At 71.5% G+C, this 17,675-nt stretch carries 17 protein-coding genes; 6 read left to right on the top strand and 11 right to left on the bottom strand.

The genetic code is table 11. The features are described 5' to 3' along the window. Positions 1-10: 10 nt before the first annotated feature. Together trxA and P3T37_RS17045 are read right to left on the bottom strand one after the other, a co-directional pair. On the bottom strand, positions 11-328 hold the full coding sequence (trxA, locus tag P3T37_RS17050) for a thioredoxin (RefSeq protein WP_280724510.1): 318 nt from the start codon (positions 326-328) through the stop codon (positions 11-13). Beyond that, complete coding sequence (locus P3T37_RS17045) at positions 325-720, bottom strand: MerR family transcriptional regulator (protein ID WP_280724509.1); 396 nt, start codon at positions 718-720, stop codon at positions 325-327. Before P3T37_RS17045 ends, trxA begins: the two co-directional genes overlap by 4 nt. Before the next feature lie 112 nt (positions 721-832). Between P3T37_RS17045 and P3T37_RS17040 the strand changes: the two genes are divergently transcribed. Further along, the gene (locus tag P3T37_RS17040) at positions 833-1,972 is read left to right on the top strand and encodes a Fic family protein (protein WP_280724508.1); all 1,140 of its coding nucleotides are present in this window, start codon (positions 833-835) and stop codon (positions 1,970-1,972) included. Positions 1,973-2,036: 64 nt separating this feature from the next. On the opposite strand, the gene P3T37_RS17035 is transcribed toward P3T37_RS17040, so the two are convergent. Further along, entirely contained in the window at positions 2,037-2,258 is a 222-nt protein-coding gene (locus P3T37_RS17035) for a DUF397 domain-containing protein (RefSeq protein ID WP_280724507.1), read from the bottom strand. Continuing rightward, the gene (locus P3T37_RS17030) at positions 2,255-3,112 is read right to left on the bottom strand and encodes a helix-turn-helix transcriptional regulator (RefSeq protein WP_280724506.1); all 858 of its coding nucleotides are present in this window, start codon (positions 3,110-3,112) and stop codon (positions 2,255-2,257) included. The genes P3T37_RS17035 and P3T37_RS17030 overlap by 4 nt, the downstream gene beginning before the upstream one ends. A 238-nt stretch (positions 3,113-3,350) precedes the next feature. Between P3T37_RS17030 and P3T37_RS17025 the strand changes: the two genes are divergently transcribed. After that, entirely contained in the window at positions 3,351-3,776 is a 426-nt protein-coding gene (locus tag P3T37_RS17025) for an ATP-binding protein (RefSeq protein ID WP_280724505.1), read from the top strand. A gap of 4 nt (positions 3,777-3,780) precedes the next feature. On the opposite strand, the gene P3T37_RS17020 is transcribed toward P3T37_RS17025, so the two are convergent. Then, positions 3,781-6,363 carry a bifunctional FO biosynthesis protein CofGH gene (locus P3T37_RS17020; RefSeq protein WP_280724563.1) on the bottom strand — a complete coding sequence of 861 codons (2,583 nt, stop codon included), beginning with the start codon at positions 6,361-6,363 and terminating at the stop codon, positions 3,781-3,783. A 187-nt stretch (positions 6,364-6,550) separates the two neighbouring features. On the opposite strand from P3T37_RS17020, the gene P3T37_RS17015 reads away from it, so the two are divergent. From P3T37_RS17015 to P3T37_RS17005, 3 genes are read left to right on the top strand one after another with little or no spacing between them, the layout of a single operon-like run. Beyond that, on the top strand, positions 6,551-7,864 hold the full coding sequence (locus P3T37_RS17015; RefSeq protein ID WP_280724504.1) for a DUF2092 domain-containing protein: 1,314 nt from the start codon (positions 6,551-6,553) through the stop codon (positions 7,862-7,864). A gap of 54 nt (positions 7,865-7,918) precedes the next feature. Then, positions 7,919-8,905: an ABC transporter ATP-binding protein gene (locus P3T37_RS17010; protein ID WP_280724561.1), complete on the top strand. Its 987-nt coding sequence runs from the start codon at positions 7,919-7,921 to the stop codon at positions 8,903-8,905. 37 nt (positions 8,906-8,942) lie between these two features. Then, positions 8,943-9,827 (top strand): ABC transporter permease, encoded by an 885-nt coding sequence (locus P3T37_RS17005; protein WP_280724503.1) that lies wholly within the window; start codon positions 8,943-8,945, stop codon positions 9,825-9,827. A gap of 15 nt (positions 9,828-9,842) precedes the next feature. Here P3T37_RS17005 and rarD read toward each other — a convergent pair whose 3' ends face one another. Continuing rightward, the gene (gene rarD / locus P3T37_RS17000; protein ID WP_280724502.1) at positions 9,843-10,913 is read right to left on the bottom strand and encodes an EamA family transporter RarD; all 1,071 of its coding nucleotides are present in this window, start codon (positions 10,911-10,913) and stop codon (positions 9,843-9,845) included. A gap of 147 nt (positions 10,914-11,060) precedes the next feature. Then, entirely contained in the window at positions 11,061-11,930 is an 870-nt protein-coding gene (locus P3T37_RS16995) for an SDR family oxidoreductase (RefSeq protein ID WP_280724501.1), read from the bottom strand. Between the two features lie 80 nt (positions 11,931-12,010). On the opposite strand from P3T37_RS16995, the gene P3T37_RS16990 reads away from it, so the two are divergent. Next, a complete protein-coding gene (locus P3T37_RS16990) occupies positions 12,011-12,394 on the top strand; it encodes a helix-turn-helix domain-containing protein (protein WP_280724560.1) in 384 nt (127 codons plus the stop codon). A gap of 25 nt (positions 12,395-12,419) precedes the next feature. On the opposite strand, the gene P3T37_RS16985 is transcribed toward P3T37_RS16990, so the two are convergent. The 4 genes from P3T37_RS16985 to P3T37_RS16970 form a co-directional block, all read right to left on the bottom strand. Further along, positions 12,420-13,583, bottom strand: a complete 1,164-nt coding sequence (locus P3T37_RS16985) for a hypothetical protein (protein WP_280724500.1) — start codon at positions 13,581-13,583, stop codon at positions 12,420-12,422. A 46-nt stretch (positions 13,584-13,629) separates the two neighbouring features. Continuing rightward, the gene (locus tag P3T37_RS16980) at positions 13,630-14,571 is read right to left on the bottom strand and encodes an NAD(P)-dependent oxidoreductase (RefSeq protein ID WP_280724499.1); all 942 of its coding nucleotides are present in this window, start codon (positions 14,569-14,571) and stop codon (positions 13,630-13,632) included. Between the two features lie 78 nt (positions 14,572-14,649). Further along, positions 14,650-15,726 (bottom strand): 2-oxoacid:ferredoxin oxidoreductase subunit beta, encoded by a 1,077-nt coding sequence (locus P3T37_RS16975; protein WP_280724498.1) that lies wholly within the window; start codon positions 15,724-15,726, stop codon positions 14,650-14,652. Further along, positions 15,719-17,668, bottom strand: a complete 1,950-nt coding sequence (locus P3T37_RS16970; protein ID WP_280724497.1) for a 2-oxoacid:acceptor oxidoreductase subunit alpha — start codon at positions 17,666-17,668, stop codon at positions 15,719-15,721. Before P3T37_RS16970 ends, P3T37_RS16975 begins: the two co-directional genes overlap by 8 nt. Positions 17,669-17,675 lie beyond the last annotated feature (7 nt).

Here is a 17,675-nt window from a genome sequence, read left to right as displayed (position 1 = left end):
GGCCCCGGCCTCAGAGCACCTCGGCCAGTTCGCGCAGCAGCTTGGCCTTCGCGCGGGCGCCGACCATGGACTTCACGGGCTCGCCGCCGCGGAAGACGATCAGGGTGGGCATCGACAGGACGGCATACGCGGCCTGCGTCTCCGGGTTGCTGTCGACGTCCAGGCTCACCACCTTGATCCGGTGCGCCTCCTCCACCGCCACCGCCGCCAGCACGGGTTCGATCATCCGGCACGGCGGGCACCAGGAGGCGGTGAAGTCCACCAGCACGGGGAGGTCGCTGTCCAGCACCTCCGCGGCGAAGCTGGCGTCGGTCACAGCAGTGATCATGAGACTGTCCCCTCGGTAAGTGTCAGTTCGCACCGCGGATTGGCCTGCTCGGCGCGCGCCAACTGGGCCGCGACCTGCTCGCGCACGGCGCCCAGGCGGGCCAGGCAGTCGTCCAGCTCGGCCAGCTTGCGACGGTAGACGTCCAGCGAGGCCGCACAGGAGTCCCCGGCCGGATGCCCCGCCTGCAGGCACTCCACGAACGGGCGGGTGTCCTCCAGCTCGAACCCGAAGTCCTGCAACAGCCGGATCTGCCGCACCAGATGGAGGTCCGCCTCCCCGTACGCCCGGTACCCGTTCCCGGCCCGCCGCGCGGTCAACAGCCCCCGCGCCTCGTAGTACCGCAACGTCCGCGTGGTCGTCCCGGCCCGCTCGGCCAGCTCCCCGATCCGCATGCTCCCGCCTCCTACCCGTCGCTCTCCCCCGACGGTAGACCTTCCCCCCGACGTCAACGCCAGCCCAACCGTCGATAGCCCTTCGACCCTACGTGTGTCGTAGGATCGAAGAATGCTCTTCGCGACACCGCTTCTCACTCCGGACGACCACCGCGTGATCGATGAGATCAACACGCTCCGCTCGGAGTTCAAGCACCGCCTCGCCGAGCCTCGGCGATGGGAGGGCCAGCTGCGTCGTGCGCTCACTGCGGCTGCCGTTCGCGGGTCGACCCACATCGAGGGTTACACGATCACCGCCGAGGACGCCGAGACCCTCGTCTCGGGCGGCGAGATCTCCGCCGACACGGACGACGCGACCAGGAACGCCGTCGTCGGATACCGGGACGCCCTGACCTACATCCAGCGCGCTTCGGGCTTTCGGATCTTCACGTGGGATCACACCCTGCTCTCCGCCCTGCACTTCATGATGACCAGGGCGGACGACGAGGTCCGCCCCGGCGAGTACCGCACCAACGGCGTCTGGGTCTCGGGCGGCCCAGGCCGTCCGCCCGTCTACACCGCCCCGGACCCCGACGAGGTCCCCGCCCTGATGGACGAACTCGTCCACTGGCTCTCGCAGGACGAACCGGACGCGCCGGCCCTGGTCCGCGCCTCGATGGCTCATCTCAACCTGGTCTCGATCCACCCCTGGCGCGACGGCAACGGCCGGATGTCGCGCGCCGTGCACACCCTGGTCCTCGCCCGAGAAGGCGTCCTCGCCCCGGAGTTCTCCAGCATCGAGGAGTGGCTCGGCGCCGACGACTTCAACACCCGTGAGTACTACTCGGCCCTGCGCACCGTCCAGGCAGGCAGCTGGCAGCCCCGACGGGACGCCCACTCCTGGATCCGTTTCTGCCTGACGGCTCACCACCTCCAGGCACAGGAGGTGCAGCGCCGGTTCGAGTCCGCCGCCCGCCTCTGGTACCGGCTGGAGGTCCTCGCCCGTCAACACCACCTCGACGAGCGCACTGTGTCCGCCCTCTACGCGGCCGCCCAGGGCCACCTGCGCCGCACCAGCTACCAGGCCGAGGAATCCCTCACCCGCGACCAGGCCCTGGCCGACCTCCGCACCCTGCGCCGACTCGATCTCATCGAACCCGTGGGCCACGCCCGCACCCAGCGCTACGTCGGCGGCACCAGCCTCCGCCAGGCTCGCAACGAGGTGCAGGCCGAGGTCCACGCCGACTTCTACCGCGAGCCGTACTCCGCGTGACCGAGAACGGCGGCCTCGACACGTCAGTCACGTGCCGGGACCACCGTCCAACAAGCGCGGCGATTCAGCCGCGGGCGCCTGCGAGCTGGTCCGCGCCGGCTGCGGTGGCGAAGGCAGCCCACGCCTCCCGCGAGAACCTGAGGGCCGGACCGGCGGGGTCCTTGCTGTCACGCACGGCAATCTCATCGGACACGACAGCGCATTCCACGCAGTTGTCATTGGGATTGCTACGGGTCGACTTCTGCCATGCGACGGGGAGGGCGGAGGCAACAGGGAAGTGGCTCACTTGATCGTGTCTCTCTTCTCGACGATGAGACCGAGCGAGTCATCGAGGTTCAGCGCAGCTGCCATGATCTCGTTGAAACCCGCTCGGTAGATGTCCACATGCTCAACCTCTTCCACCCAGTCACTGGTGATCATCCCGCTGGTCAGGACGATGTCGAGGTTGCGCTGCGGAAACTCCAGGAGGGTGAAGGCCCCGCTCATACCCGGATGTGGCGGCGCCGAGGCCTCCATGATCTGGATCTGGATGTTCGGGTGGCGACTGAGACCGGCCAACTTGTCGAGCTGCTCGGCCATCACGCGTTCGCCGACATTGGGCGACAGCGCCGACTCGTGGATGACCGCCCACATCTTCAGCGGGTCCTCGGCACGTGTCAGAACGGCCTGCCGAGCGATCCGGACGTCGACCATGGCAGGGACCCGCGAAGCGCTGTTGGTCGGGCTCTTGGCGATGATCGTCTCTGCGTACGCACGCGTCTGGAACAGTCCTGGAATGTACGAGGCCTCATACGCCTTGATGGATAGGGCAGTTGCCTCCAGGCCGATCAGATCGGTGTAGAGCGGATTGAGCGCATCGCGGTAGCCCTGCCACCAACCTCGGCGGTTCTTCTCCCGAGTGATCTCCAACAGGACGGTCTTGAGCTCGGGTTCGCACCCGTAGAGGTCGAGCAGACCCTCGACAACGTCCGGCTTCGGGTTGGCGACGCGGGCGTTCTCGTAGCGGCTCAGCTTCGGCAGGTTCATCGCAGGAATCCGGCTCGCCACGTCCTCCGCCGACAGACCTGCCTCTTCACGCATCCGGCGAAGCTCAAGCGCGACTCGTCGATGACGCACCGTCGGCACCTCGTTGGCAGCCATGCTCCACAGCCCTCCTGACCTGTCAGTGGACCAGTCTGCCCGGGTGATGAAGCCTTCGCCACCGTCAATCCGACTCCAGGCGAACCGAATTCAGGTTCGATATGAAAGTTTTCATATTTTGCTGACATGGTTGCAAGCGATCTCCTGAAGGCATCATGCTGAATGTGACGGGACGCTCGCCGAGAGTGACTGGCGCTAGTCCCGTCTGCCATGTCCTCATGCCAGAAGGGGCGTTCGCATGTCCGAAACCCTGGATATCCCACCCGCGAGGTTCGGCGAAGACCACTGCTGGCTTCCCGGCAACCGACGCGCGCCCGGACTCGCCCGTCGGTTGCTGCGGGAGCTGCTTGGGCGTGTCGACGGCGGTCAGCGCTTCTCCGACGACGGCGCGTTGGTTCTCTCTGAACTCGTCACCAACGCGCTCGTACACGGCACCAGAGCAGGGCAGTTGATCTGGGTCGGGCTCCGCGTGAGTCCTACGGAACTCTGGATCGCGGTGGAGGACGCGTGCGGCGACCTTCCACAACCGAGCAGCGACGCGCAGGACGAATCCGGGCGCGGGCTGCTGCTGGTGCAGCAGGTCTCCGCGTCCTGGGGGTTCGGTGCGCGTGACGGGGTCGGCAAGCGGGTCTGGAGCGTGATCGCGCCCGGTCAGCAGAAGTGAGTGGCTACTCCAGGACCGGGAGGAGGTCGGGGAGGTGGCCGTCGGAGGCCAGGGCGGCGGCGCGGCGTTCTGGGGGGACTTCGCCGTAGGTGGTGGTGCGCTGGCGGCTGGGGCGGCCGGCGGCTTCGGCGATGGCCTCCAGGTCGCGGACGGACTTGTAGCTGCCGTAGGCGGAGCCGGCCATCCGGGAGATGGTCTCCTCCATCAGGGTGCCGCCCAGGTCGTTGGCGCCGGAGCGGAGCATCTCGGCGGCGCCCTCGGCGCCCAACTTCACCCAGCTGGTCTGGATGTTGGGGATGTGGGTGTGCAGCAGCAGGCGGGCCATCGCGATCACCGCGCGGTTGTCGCGGTGGGTGGGACCCGGGCGGGCGATTCCGGCCAGGTAGACCGGGGCGTTGGTGTGGATGAACGGGAGGGTGACGAACTCGGTGAAGCCGCCGGTCCGTTGCTGGATCTCGGCGAGCAGCCGCAGGTGGCCGAGCCAGTGCGCCGGGGTGTCCACGTGGCCGTACATCATGGTGGAGGACGAGCGGATGCCCAACTCGTGGGCCGCGGTGACCACTTCGATCCAGGTGGCGGTCGGCAGCTTGCCCTTGGTGAGCACCCAGCGGACGTCGTCGTCGAGGATCTCGGCGGCGGTGCCGGGGATGGTGTCCAGCCCGGCCTGCTTCGCCTCCGCCAGCCAGTCGCGGATCGAAAGGCCGGTCCGGGTAGCCCCGTTGACGACCTCCATCGGGGAGAAGGCGTGCACGTGCATGCCCGGGACGCGCTCCTTCACCGCCCGCGCGATGTCGAAGTAGGCGGTGCCCGGCAGGTCCGGGTGGATGCCGCCCTGCATGCAGACCTCGGTGGCACCGACGTCCCAGGCCTGCGCGGCCCGGTCGGCGACCTGGGAGAGCGAGAGGGTGTAGGCGTCGGCGTCGGTGCGGCGCTGGGCGAAGGCGCAGAACCGGCAGCCGGTGTAGCAGACGTTGGTGAAGTTGATGTTCCGGGTGACGCAGTAGGTGACGGTGTCGCCGACCGCGTCGCGGCGCACCGCGTCGGCGATCGCGCAGAGCGCGTCCAGGGCCGGGCCGTCGGCGTGGAAGAGGGCGAGGGCCTGGTCGTCCGTCAGCTTCGTCGGGTCGTCGGCGGCCACCGCGAGGGCGGCCCGGACGTCGCCGGGCAGGCGCTCGGGGGGCATCGCGCGGACCTGCTCGCGCAGTGCCTCCCAGTCGCCGTAGACGTCCTCGAAGTCGGCCCGGCGGTCGCCGGTGCGGCCCTCGGTGTCGATGGTGCGGTGCAGGTCGGTGCGGCCCGAGGCGGCGGGCAGGTCCTCGGGCTCCTGCCAGGGGCGGCCGACCGGCAGCGCGTCCGGGCGGGCGAGGCCGGTGACCGGGTCGGCCAGCGCGGTGACGTGCGGCAGCAGGCGCGGGTCGAGCCAGGGCTCGCCGTGCAGCAGGTACTCGGGGTAGACCGTCAGGCGCTCGCGCAGTTCGAAGCCGGCGGCGGCGGTGCGGGCCGTCAGGTCGTCGATCTGCGGCCAGGGGCGCTCGGGGTTGACGTGGTCGGGCGTCAGGGGCGAGACGCCGCCCCAGTCGTCGATGCCCGCGTCGATGATCAGCTGGTACTCCCCGTCGACCAGGTTCGGCGGCGCCTGGAGCCGCGCGGACGGGCCGAGCACCACCCGGGCCACCGCGACGGCGGCGGCCAGCTCCTCCAGCTCGGCGTCCGGCATCGCGCGCATCGCGGTGTCCGGCTTGGCCCGGAAGTTCTGCACGATGACTTCCTGGATCCCGTGGTACTGCCGGGCGATCCGGCGGATCGCGAAGAGCGAGTCGGCCCGCTCCTCGTAGGTCTCGCCGATGCCGATCAGGATGCCGGTGGTGAACGGGACGGCGCTGCGCCCGGCGTCCTCCAGTACCCGCAGCCGGACGGCCGGCTCCTTGTCCGGCGAGCCGTGGTGCGGGCCGCCGGGCTCGGACCAGAGCCGGGTGGCGGTGGTCTCCAGCATCATCCCCATCGAGGGGGAGACCGGCTTCAGGCGCTGGAAGTCGGTCCAGCTCAGCACTCCCGGATTGAGGTGCGGCAGCAGGCCGGTCTCCTCCAGCACCCGGATCGACATCGCCCGGACGTACGCGAGGGTGTCGTCGTAGCCGTGCGCGTCCAGCCACTCGCGGGCCTCGGGCCAGCGGTCCTCGGGGCGGTCGCCCAGGGTGAACAGGGCCTCCTTGCAGCCCAGCGCGGCACCCTGGCGGGCGATCTCCAGCACCTCGTCCGGCGACAGGTAGAGGCCGTGGCCGTCCTTGCGCAGCTTGCCGGGGACGGTGACGAAGGTGCAGTAGTGGCAGCGGTCCCGGCAGAGCCGGGTGAGCGGGATGAACACCTTCTTGGAGTAGGTGATCACCCCGGGGCGGCCGGCCGCCTCCAGACCCGCGTCGCGCACCCGGGCGGCGGTCGCGCACAGGTCCCGCAGGTCCTCCCCGCGGGCCTGGAGCAGCACGGCCGCCTCGCCGACGTCCACCGCCACCCCGTCACGGGCCCGACGCAGCGCTCTGCGCATCGCGTTGGCGGTGGGTGCAACAGCGGGCGGCTCCGAGGGACGCATGTCGTGCATGACGTGACCCTACGCCAGTAGGAGGACCCACCACGCCCGTTGACCCTGAGAAGGGATCAGGGTCACGTGCCCCTCTGGAGGTATGCCGACTTGCCCCTCCAGGGCGATGGCAGGGTCGGCGCCGGGGTCTCTAATGAGAGTGGACGAGTTGGGGACTGCGACGGAGGGGCTGAACACGATGACTGACTATGCGGGCTTCGAAGGCGAGCAGAGCGGCGAGACCTACCGGTCCCGGCGCCGGGCGGCACTGCGGCTGCTGGTGCCGGTGGCGGTCGCCGCCGTCGCGGTGGCGGGCGTGAACCTGGTGCCGGCGCTCGCCAGCGACGGATCACCGACGCTGCCCTCGCTGACGGCGGAGCAGCTGATCAGCAAGGCGCTGGGGTCGGACACCCAGCAGCTCAGCGGCACGGTCCAGGTCTCGGCCGACCTCGGCATCCCGTCCGAGCTGCTCGCCATGGCGGGCCACGGCGGCGCCGCGGCAGCCGTGACCGGCACGGCGGGTGCGGCCGGCGGCAGCGGTCAGGCCAAGGAGGCGAACGGCTCGGCGGCCTCGCCCGAGGAGCAGCTCAGCGCGCTGCTCGCGGGCGACCACACCCTGCGGGTGGCCGTGGACGGGCCGGACAAGCAGCGCATCGCGCTGGTCCAGAGCCTGGCCGAGTACGACGTGATCCACAACGGCGACCAGCTCTGGGCCTGGGACAGTTCGAGCAACTCGGCGCTGCACCTGTCCGCCCCGCAGGGCGCCGAGGCGAAGGCTCCCGGGTCGAAGCACCCGGCGGCAGCGCCGCTCACCGGCCTGCCGACCACCCCGCAGGAGGCCGCCCGGCAGTTCCTGGCGCAGAGCGCCGCCAGCTCGACGGTGACGGTGGACGGCACGGCCACGGTCGCCGGGCGCAGCGCTTACGAGCTGGCGCTCAAGCCCAAGCAGGCGGGCTCGACGATCGGCGAGGTCCGGATCGCGGTGGACTCCGCCACCGGCACCCCGCTGGCCGTGCTCGCCACCGGCACCGGCGGCGCCACCATCCTCGACGTGCACTTCAGCGACGTCACGTTCGGTGCTCCCGCTGCCAGTACGTTCAACTTCACCCCGCCGCGCGGCGCGAAGATCACGGAGCAGAAGGCCGATCCGAAGGCCGAGAAGGCCCAGAAGGCCCCCGAGCTGCCGAACACCCCGAAGGACCAGCGGGCTCCGCAGGGCGCCAACGGCACCAACGGCACCCGGGTGATCGGCTCGGACTGGACGACCGTGCTCTCCTTCCACCTCCCGTCCAACGAGGGCAGTGCGGCCATCGCGGGCACCGCGCAGGGTGCGAAGGGCCGCAGGCTCAGCGGGCTCGGCACGTCCTCGCTGCTCAAGTCGCTCGGCAAGCCGGTCGCCGGTGGCGAGCTGATCAGCACCAAGGTGCTGAACGTGCTGATCACCGACGACGGCCGGGTCTACGCCGGCGCCGTGACCCTGCCCGTCCTGCAGAGTGCGGCCGGGGTGAAGTAGGTGACCCAGTCCCCGCTCGTCGAGAGCATCGAGAGCGCCGAGACCGAGGGGACCCTGACGGGTGGTCGGGCCGCTGCGGCGGACCCGGCCCCCGTCGGCCCTCCTTCGGTGATCAGGACCCAGGGCCTGACCAAGCGGTTCGCCGGCGGCCAGCTGGCCGTGGACGGGCTGGACCTGACGGTCCCGCGCGGCAGCGTCTTCGGCTTCCTGGGTCCGAACGGCTCGGGCAAGACCACCACCATCCGGATGCTGATGGGCCTGATCGCCCCGACGTCCGGCGTGGCGACGGTGCTCGGCGCCTCGATGCCGCAGTCGGTGGGCAGCGTGCTGCCCCGGGTGGGGGCACTCATCGAGGGCCCGGCCCTGTACGGGTTCCTCTCCGGGCGCGACAACCTGGTGCGCTACGACAGCGCCGACCCGACCGCCGATCCGCGCACCCGGGCACGCCGGGTGGGCGAGGCGCTGGACCGGGTCGGGCTGACGGCGGCGGCCGGCAAGAAGGCCCGGGCGTACTCGCTCGGCATGAAGCAGCGCCTCGGCCTGGCCGCAGCCCTGCTCCAGCCGCGCGAGCTGCTGGTCCTGGACGAGCCGACCAACGGCCTCGACCCGCAGGGTATGCGGGAGATCCGGGCGCTGATCCGCGAGTTGGCGGGCGAGGGCACCACGGTCTTCCTCTCCTCCCACCTGCTGGACGAGATCGAGCAGGTCTGCACGCACGCCGCCGTGATGTCCAAGGGCCGACTGGTCGTGCAGGGCACCGTCCCCGAGCTCGCGGCGCGGGCCCAGGGCCGCCTGGTGGTCCGGACGCCGGACGCCGCGCGGGCCGCCGAGGTGCTGGCGGCCGCCGGGGTGAGCGACATCCGGGTGGCGGAGGGCCGCGTGGACGGCGAGCCGGCCACCGCAGGCGACGAGCCGCTGCCCGGGCTGTGCGCGGCGCTGGTCGAGGCCGGCGTGCGGGTGCGGGCGTTCGGGGTCGAGCGCGGCACGCTGGAGGACGCCTTCGTGGCGCTGACCGGAGAGGGATTCGATGTCGCAGGTTGAGGTGGCACCCACGGTGTCCCCGGCGTCCATGGCATCCATGGCATCCATGGCGCCCACGGTGTCAGGGCGGGTGCCGGCAGGCGTACGGCCGCAGACGGCGGCCGGGTTCCTGGCGCTGTTCCGCAGCGAGATCACGCTGACCTTCCGGCGGACCCGGACGATCGCCCTGCTGGGGCTGCTCGCCGCGCTGCCGGTGCTGCTCGGCGTGGTGGTGAAGATCGAGACCGGCGACATGCACGGCGGCGCGAACGGCCCGGCGTTCATCGCCCAGGTGACCCAGAACGGGCTCTTCCTGGTCTTCGCCGCGCTCGCGGTGGCACTGCCGGTCTTCCTGCCGATGACGGTGGGCGTGGTGGCCGGCGACTCGATCGCCGGCGAGGCGGCCACCGGCACGCTGCGCTACCTGCTGGTCGCCCCGGCCGGGCGGACCAGGCTGCTGGCCGCCAAGTTCCTCGCGGCGATGGTGTTCTGCTGGGCGGCGACGCTGGCGGTGGCACTCTCCGCCCTGGCCACCGGTGCCGCACTGTTCCCGATGGGCAGCATGACGCTGCTCTCCGGCGACACGGTCGGCCTGGGCGGGGCGCTGCTGCGGGCGGTGCTGATCGCCGGGGTGGTGGCGCTGTCGCTGGCCGGGCTGGTGGCGATCGGGCTCTTCGTCTCCACCCTGACCGGCAGCGGCATCGCCGCGATGGCCACCACCGTCGGCCTGGTGATCCTGGTGCAGATCCTGGACAGCTTCCCGCAGCTGCACGCCATTCAGCCCTGGCTCTTCACCCACCAGTGGCTGACCTTCGGTGATCTGCTGCGCGCGCCGATGTACTGGACGGGGATCCTGCAGAACCTCGGCCTGCAGGCCCTGTACCTGGCGGTGTTCGGCTCGGCCGCCTGGGCCCGCTTCACCAGTCGGGACGTCACCGCGTAACGGCGGCCGCCGGCCTCACGGCGTGACGGGAGCTGCGGCCGGCGCCGGATCGGTGCCGGCCGCAGCTGCTGCTGCGGCCACGGCCCGGTCCGCGCCGGCCGCCTCGCGCAGCGCGGCGAGCTGGGCCCGGTCCGCCCGCACCCGGCGCAGCGCGTCCCAGGTCAGCAGGGCCAGCGCGGCCCAGACCAGGGCGAAGCCGGCCCAGCGGGCCGGCGGCATCGACTCGTGGAAGACCGCGATGCCGATCAGGAACTGGAAGACCGGCGCCAGGTACTGCAGCAGGCCCAGGGTGGAGAGCGGGACCCGGATGGCCGCCGCGCCGAAGCAGAGCAGCGGGATCGCGGTGATCACCCCGCTGAGCATCAGCAGGCCGGTGTGGCCTGCGCCGTGGCCCAGGGTGGCCTGGCCGCGTACCCCGAGATAGACCAGGTAGCCGAGCGCGAAGGGGAAGAGGAACGCGGTCTCCACCGCGAAGCTCTCCAGCCCGCTCAGTGCGACCTTCTTCTTCAGCAGCCCGTAGACCGCGAAGGTGAACGCGAGGGTGAGCGCGATCCAGGGCAGCCGCCCGTACCCGATGGTCAGCACCACGACCGCGAGCGCGCCGACGCCGACCGCCACCCACTGCACTCTGCGCAGCCGCTCGTGCAGCAGCAGGACGCCGAAGCCGATGGTGACCAGCGGGTTGATGAAGTAGCCGAGGCTGGTCTCGACGACGTGTCCGGAGTTCACGCCCCAGATGTAGACGCCCCAGTTGATCGAGACCGCGGCGGCCGCCAGGCCGGAGAGGGCGATCCGGCGCGGCTGGCGCAGCAGCGGGCGGATCCACGCCCAGTGCCGTCGGGCGGTCAGGATCGCGGCCACCACGACCAGCGACCAGACCATCCGGTTGGCCAGGATCTCGCCGGACCCCGCCGGTTCGAGCAGCGGCCAGTAGAGCGGGAACAGGCCCCACATGCCGTAGGCGGCGGTGCCGAGCCAGAAGCCGCGGGCCTCTTCCGTCCTGCTCCCGGTGCCGGTTTCCGGTCTGCTCGCGGCGCCGGCGGCGCGCACTGCCGATCCGGCCTCCCCCTGGGGTCCCTGCGGCATGTCGGCCCTCTCCTCCACCCGGTGGCACGTCGGTCGAGCCGACGGTAGCGGGCGGGGAAGGGGTTGTCATCTCTGTAATCACCCTTTGGTCATGACAGAGATGGCCAGAGGGAGGCCCGGGGCTGGGACAGGCAGGTAAGGCGCTGGTCAGGCCTTCAGGGCGGCCTGCACGGAGGCGGCCAGCGGCGTGGTCGGGCGTCCGATCAGCCGGGCCAGGTCGCCGCTGGTCCCGGCCAGCTCGCCGCGGACGATACCGGCGTCCACGTCCACCAGGATCCCCGCGAAGCCCTCCGGCAGCCCGGCGCCGATCAGCGCCTTGAGGTGCTCGTCCGCCGACACGTTGTGGAACGCCACCTGCTTGCCCGCCTGCGCCGACAGCTCGGCGGCGTACTCGGCGAAGCTCCACGCCACGTCGCCGCTCAGCTCGTAGACGCGGCCCTCGTGGCCGTCACCGGTCAGCACGGCCACGGCCGCGTCCGCGTAGTCCTGGCGGGCGGCGGAGGCGATCCGGCCCTCGCCGCTGCTGCCGACCAGCGCGCCGCGCTCGACGACGTCGGCCGCGTGGGCGGTGTAGTTCTCGCTGTACCAGCCGTTGCGCAGGAACACGTACGGCAGGCCCGAGGCGAGGATCGCCGCCTCGGTCGCCTTGTGCTCGTCCGCCAGCCGGAAGCCGGCCGCGTCGCCGCCCAGCACCCCGGTGTACGCGAGCAGGCCCGCGCCGGCCGCCGCCGCCGCGTCGATCACGGCCCGGTGCTGCGGGATCCGGTTGCCGACCTCGCTGCCGGAGATCAGCAGCACCCGGTCGCCGGCCGCGAAGACGCCGGCCAGCGTCTCGGGGCGGTTGTAGTCGGCGGTCCGCACCTCGACGCCGCGAGCGGCGAGGTCGGCGGCCTTCTCGGCCGAGCGCACGACGACCGCGACCTCGCTCGCGGGGACCGCGGCGAGCAGGCCCTCCACGACCAGGCGGCCGAGCTGTCCAGTGGCACCGGTGACGACGATCATCTTCTGCTCCCTCATTGGTTCGTTGGTCCAACCGTAGAAGCTTCACTCACTATTCGAAAGTACCCACTTTGAAGTAGGGTACTTACATGAAGGTAATGGAGGAGCTCAGCCTGCTCGACCGGGTCGGCGACATCAACGACCGCAACTGCCCCTCGCGCGGGGTGCTGGAACACGTCACCAGCCGCTGGGGCGTGCTGGTGCTGGTGGCGCTGCTGGAGCGCGGCTACCGGTTCAGCGAGCTGCGCCGCCGGGTGGCCGGGGTGAGCGAGAAGATGCTGGCGCAGACCCTCCAGGCGCTGGAGCGCGACGGGTTCGTGCGGCGCGAGGCGCACCCGGTGATCCCGCCCCGGGTCGACTACAGCCTGACACCCTCGGGCATCGAGGCCGCCGAACTGGTGAGCAACCTGGCGCACTGGGTCGAGCGGCAGATGCCGGAGGTCAACGCGGCCCGCGCGGAGTACGACGGCCGGGAGCGCTGAGCGGGTCGGACATGGCGGGCGGGGTTCAGTCCTCGTCGCGCTCGGAGCCGACGGCCCGCAGGCGCAGGCGCCAGGGGTCGGTGGCCTGGTAGACCTCGAGGAGGAGCAGGCCCGGTCGCGGGACGGCGAGCACCTTCAGGGCCTCCCCACTGCTGCTGATCGTTGGGGACTGGTAGTGATCCGGCTTGGGACAGGCGCACTTGTCCCCCGCCCAGCAGCCGCAGACGAACTTCACGGACCAGTGGGCCGACTTGATGTGCGCGACGAGTTCGACCGGCGCGGCGTCCCGAACCGCCAGGAACACGTCTCCCGTGCCCTGCCGCTCCTGCTCCAACTCGTCGAGGTCGGACGGACCGATCAGCCGCACCGACCACTCGCGCGGCCCTCCCTTGCCGGCGACCCTCAGGTGGGTCATGTCGGGCGTCAGCAGCCCCCGGTCCTGTTGGTCGCCCCAGCCGTCGGCCAGCCTGGAGTGGGTCTCAACCCGGGTCCTGGTGCGGGTCATCGGGTTGACCATGAAGTACCCGTCGCCCCGCTTGGCGACCTCGGCCACCGCGATGGCGCCGGGCTCGGGCCACTCGATCGCCATCTCCTCCTCGGTCTCCTCGCCGTCCTGCCGCCCCACGTAGAGGAACGGCTCGCCGCGGTCCGACTCGGGGACCGGCCGGCCGATGTCGCGCGGGCCGGAGGGGGTGGGCAGCCGGAGCAGGCCGTCGTCGTCCGCCACGGGCGCTGCGGCGAGCGGCACCCGGTCGACGGGAGCGGGAACCGGCTCGGTGGCCAGGCGGCGCTCCTCCAGCTGGAGCACGGCCGAGTGGAACGAGGCCAGCAGCGCGGCCCGGGCGGCCGCCGGCGGCAGCAGGACCGCGCCGACGGGCACCCGGTCGGCCGGGACGGGCCTGGACGCAGGCTTGGGCTTGGCCGGGGCTTTCTTGGCAATCGGCTTGGCCACCTTCGCAGCCGCCGGCTTTGGCTTAGCGGCGGCCCTGGGCCTGGGAGCGGGCTTGAGCAGGGGCACTGGCGCGGGCGCCCCGAGGGCGGCCCGCGCGGCGTCGGCGGAGGCAGCGGCATCCAGTGCGCCCTTGGTCGCGGCCTCCATCGCCTTCAGCGCCGCCTTGGTCGCGGCCGGGCGGCGGCGCAGGACCAGCGCCGTGACCAGACAGCCCAACAGAAAGTCGAAAACGCCCATGCTTCCCCCTAGCAGACGATCTGGCGATCTGACGATCGGACAGAGGCTACCCGGCAGCGCCCAGCGGCTTCGCCCCGGCACCCAGCTGCCGGGCCAGCTCCCGGACGCCCGCCACGCTGTCGGGAAAGCTCGGCGCCCAGCCCAACTCGGCCTTGGCCCGGGCGCTGGAGAGCCGCAGGTTGGTCGACATCACGCTGTACGCCAGCGGCGCCGCCCGCATCACCCAGAGCGGGACCTTCAGCGGCCGCGGCGTCCCGAACGCCTCGGCCACCGCGCGGATGTGGCGGCCGAAGCCGACCGGCGCGTCGTCCGCGATGTTGTACGCCCGCCCGGCGCGGCCGTGGTGCAGCGCGGCCAGCACCGCGGCGGCGGCGTCCGGGACGTACGTCCAGGCGAGCTGCCGGTCCTGGTCGGCGACCACCGGCAGGGCGCGCCTGCGCAGCAGCGGCAGCAGGGTGGTGTCGGTGACGCCCGCGCCGTAGAACAGGCCGAAGCGCAGCGCCACACCCTCGACGTCCTGCGCGCCCAGGGTCAGCCCCTCCAGCGTGCGCATCGCCCCGACGTGCCGCTCCAGCCAGGCGTTGGCGCCCTTGGGGCCGAACGCGGTGCCCTGCTCGGTGAGCGGGCGGTCGCCGTGGTCCCCGTAGCCGTAGCCGAACATCATCGACTCGGCGACCAGCCGTCCGGCCCCGGTCGCCCGGGCGGCGGCCAGCAGGTTGGCGGTGCCGGCGATCCGCAGCTCGTCGGTGGGCAGCATGTCCTGGTGGCGGCCCATCGACCTGCCGGCGAGCGCCGTCGCGGCGTGCACCACGGCGTCGAACCGCAGGCCGTCGACGGCGCGCAGCACCGCCTCGCGGTCCAGCAGGTCGGCCCGCAGCGCGTTTCCCGTGCCGCGGCCCAGGCTGCTGACCTGGTGCCCCTCGGCCGTCAGCAGCGGGGTGAGGCTGCGGCCCAGTACGCCGGTGCCGCCTGCGAGCAGAATCCTCATGGTCCCTCCTCCGGTTGGCACCTGCGGAGGAGGTGGCATCCGCGGAGGCGGCCTGCGCCACCTCCGCGGATGCCCGGACTACTCGACCGTCCAGGTGTCCGCGCCGGCCAGCAGGGCAGCGAGGTCGCCCTCGCCGCGCTGGTCGACGGCGGTGGCCAGCTGCTCGGCCATCAGCGTGTCGTAGACCGGTCGTTCGACGCTGCGCAGCACGCCGATCGGGGTGTGGTGGAGGCCGTCCTGGCCGTGTCCCGGGTGGTCGGCCAGCCGGGAGAGGGCGAAGGCGGTGGCGGGGGTCGGGGCTTGGGCGTCGTGGACCAGCACCCGGTCCTGGTTGTCGGGGGTGATCGACGCGGTGTACAGCTCGCCGGTGGCCGGGTCGCGGAAGACGCCCTCGTCGAGGTCGGGGCCGAAGCGGATCGGTTGCCCGTGTTCGAGCCGGATCAGCGCGCGCTGGGCGGTCTGCGGATCCTTGAGGACCTCGAAGGCGCCGTCGTTGAAGATGTTGCAGTTCTGGTAGATCTCCACCAGGGCGGTGCCGCGGTGCTCGGCCGCCGCGCGCAGCACCGACTGCAGGTGCTTGCGGTCCGAGTCGATGGTGCGGGCGACGAAGGTGGCCTCGGCGCCGATGGCCAGCGAGAGCGGGTTGAAGGGGGCATCCAGCGAGCCCATCGGGGTGGACTTGGTGATCTTCCCGAGTTCGCTGGTCGGCGAGTACTGGCCCTTGGTGAGCCCGTAGATCCGGTTGTTGAAGAGCAGGATCTTCAGGTTGACGTTGCGGCGCAGCGCGTGGATCAGGTGGTTGCCGCCGATCGAGAGGGCGTCGCCGTCCCCGGTGACCACCCAGACGCTCAGGTCGGTCCGCGAGGCGGCCAGGCCGGTCGCGATGGCCGGGGCGCGGCCGTGGATGGAGTGCATCCCGTAGGTGTTCATGTAGTACGGGAAGCGCGAGGAGCAGCCGATGCCGGAGACGAAGACGGTGTTCTCGCGGCGGATGCCCAGCTCGGGCATGAAGGCCTGGACGGCCGCCAGGATCGCGTAGTCCCCGCAGCCGGGGCACCAGCGGACCTCCTGGTCGGTCTTGAAGTCCTTGGCGCTCTGCGGGGCCTGGGCCTTGGGGACCAGGCTCAGCGAGGGGAAGGCATGCTGGTCACTCATCGCCGTCGCTCCCTTCCAGGGTTCCGATCGCGGCCCACAGCACGTCGGCCAACTGCTGTGCCTTGAAGGGCAGTCCGCGGACCTGGTTGTAGGACTGGGCGTCAATGAGGTACTTGGCGCGCAGCAGCAGCGCCAGCTGGCCCAGGTTCATCTCGGGGACGATCACCCGCTCGTAACGCGCCAGCACCGCACCGAGGTTGGCGGGGAACGGGTTGAGGTGGCGCAGGTGCGCCTGGGCGATCTGCGCGCCGTCCGCGCGCAGCCGGCGGACCGCGGCGGTGATCGGTCCGTACGTCGAGCCCCAGCCGAGCACCAGCACCCGCGCCTGGGAGTCCGGGTCGTCGACCTCCAGCGGCGGGACCGCGATGCCGTCGATCTTGGCCTGCCGGGTGCGGACCATCAGGTCGTGGTTGGCCGGGTCGTAGGAGATGTTGCCGGTGCCGTCCTGCTTCTCGATGCCGCCGATCCGGTGTTCGAGGCCGGGCGTGCCGGGGACGGCCCAGGGCCGCGCCAGCGTCTTCGGGTCGCGCAGGTAGGGCCAGAAGGAGCCGTCCGGGGTGTTCGGCCCGGTGGCGAAATCGGGCCTGATCTCCGGGAGTTCGTCCACCGACGGGATCAGCCAGGGCTCCGACCCGTTGGCCAGGTAGCCATCGGAGAGCATCAGCACCGGGGTCCGGTAGGTGACCGCGATGCGGGCCGCCTCCAGCGCCGCGGTGAAGCACTCGGCGGGCGTGGCGGGGGCGACGATCGGCACCGGCGCCTCGCCGTTGCGGCCGAACATCGCCTGCAGCAGGTCGGCCTGCTCGGTCTTGGTGGGCAGTCCGGTGGAGGGGCCGCCGCGCTGGATGTCGACCACCAGCAGCGGCAGTTCGAGCGAGACCGCCAGGCCGATGGTCTCCGACTTCAGCGCCACACCCGGTCCCGAGGTGGTGGTCACGCCCAGCGCCCCGCCGAACGCCGCGCCGAGCGCCGCGCCGACCCCGGCGATCTCGTCCTCGGCCTGGAAGGTCCGCACGCCGAAGTTCTTGTGTTTGGACAGCTCGTGCAGGATGTCGGAGGCCGGGGTGATGGGGTACGAGCCGAGGAAGAGCGGCAGCCCGGAGCGGCGGGAGGCCGCGATCAGGCCGTAGGACAGCGCCAGGTTGCCGGAGATGTTGCGGTAGCGGCCGGCCGGGAGCTTGGCCGGCGGGATCTCGTAGGAGACCGCGAAGTCCTCGGTGGTCTCGCCGAAGTTCCAGCCCGCCCGGAAGGCGCTGATGTTGGCCTCGGCGATCTCCGGGCGCTTGGCGAACTTCTGCCGCAGGAAGCCCTCGGTGCCGTGGGTGGGCCGGTGGTACATCCAGGAGAGCAGGCCCAGCGCGAACATGTTCTTGGCGCGCTCGGCGTCCTTGCGGGCCAGCCCGCTCTCCTTGAGCGCCTCCAGGGTCAGCGCGGTCAGCGGCACCTTGTGCAGGTGGTAGGCCTCCAGCGAGCCGTCCGAGAGCGGGTCCAGCGCATAACCGACCTTGGCCAGCGCGCGCTTGGTGAATTCGTCGGTATTGACGATGATCTCCGCGCCGCGCGGAAGATCGGCGATATTGGCCTTCAGGGCCGCCGGATTCATCGCCACCAGAACGTTCGGCGCATCCCCCGGGGTCAGGATGTCGTGGTCGGCGAAATGCAACTGGAAGCTCGACACGCCCGGCAGCGTCCCGGCGGGTGCGCGGATCTCGGCCGGGAAGTTCGGCAGCGTGGAGAGATCGTTTCCGAAGGAGGCGGTCTCCGAGGTGAATCGGTCGCCGGTCAGCTGCATACCGTCGCCGGAGTCCCCCGCGAACCGGATGATCACCCGGTCCAAGCGCCGGATCGGCTTGGCCCGTCTGGGCGCGGCCGGACCCTGACGACCGCGCGGGCCGTCCGATCCGTCGCCCACTGCCTCTACCTGATCGACCTCGCTGGTCACTGCCGCG

Source organism: Kitasatospora sp. MAA4 (genome assembly GCF_029893355.1).
In the GTDB taxonomy this organism is placed as follows: Bacteria; Actinomycetota; Actinomycetes; order Streptomycetales; family Streptomycetaceae; genus Kitasatospora.
The sequence above is the reverse complement of the archived record's forward strand: the minus strand, read 5'-3'. Positions and strand labels throughout refer to the sequence as shown.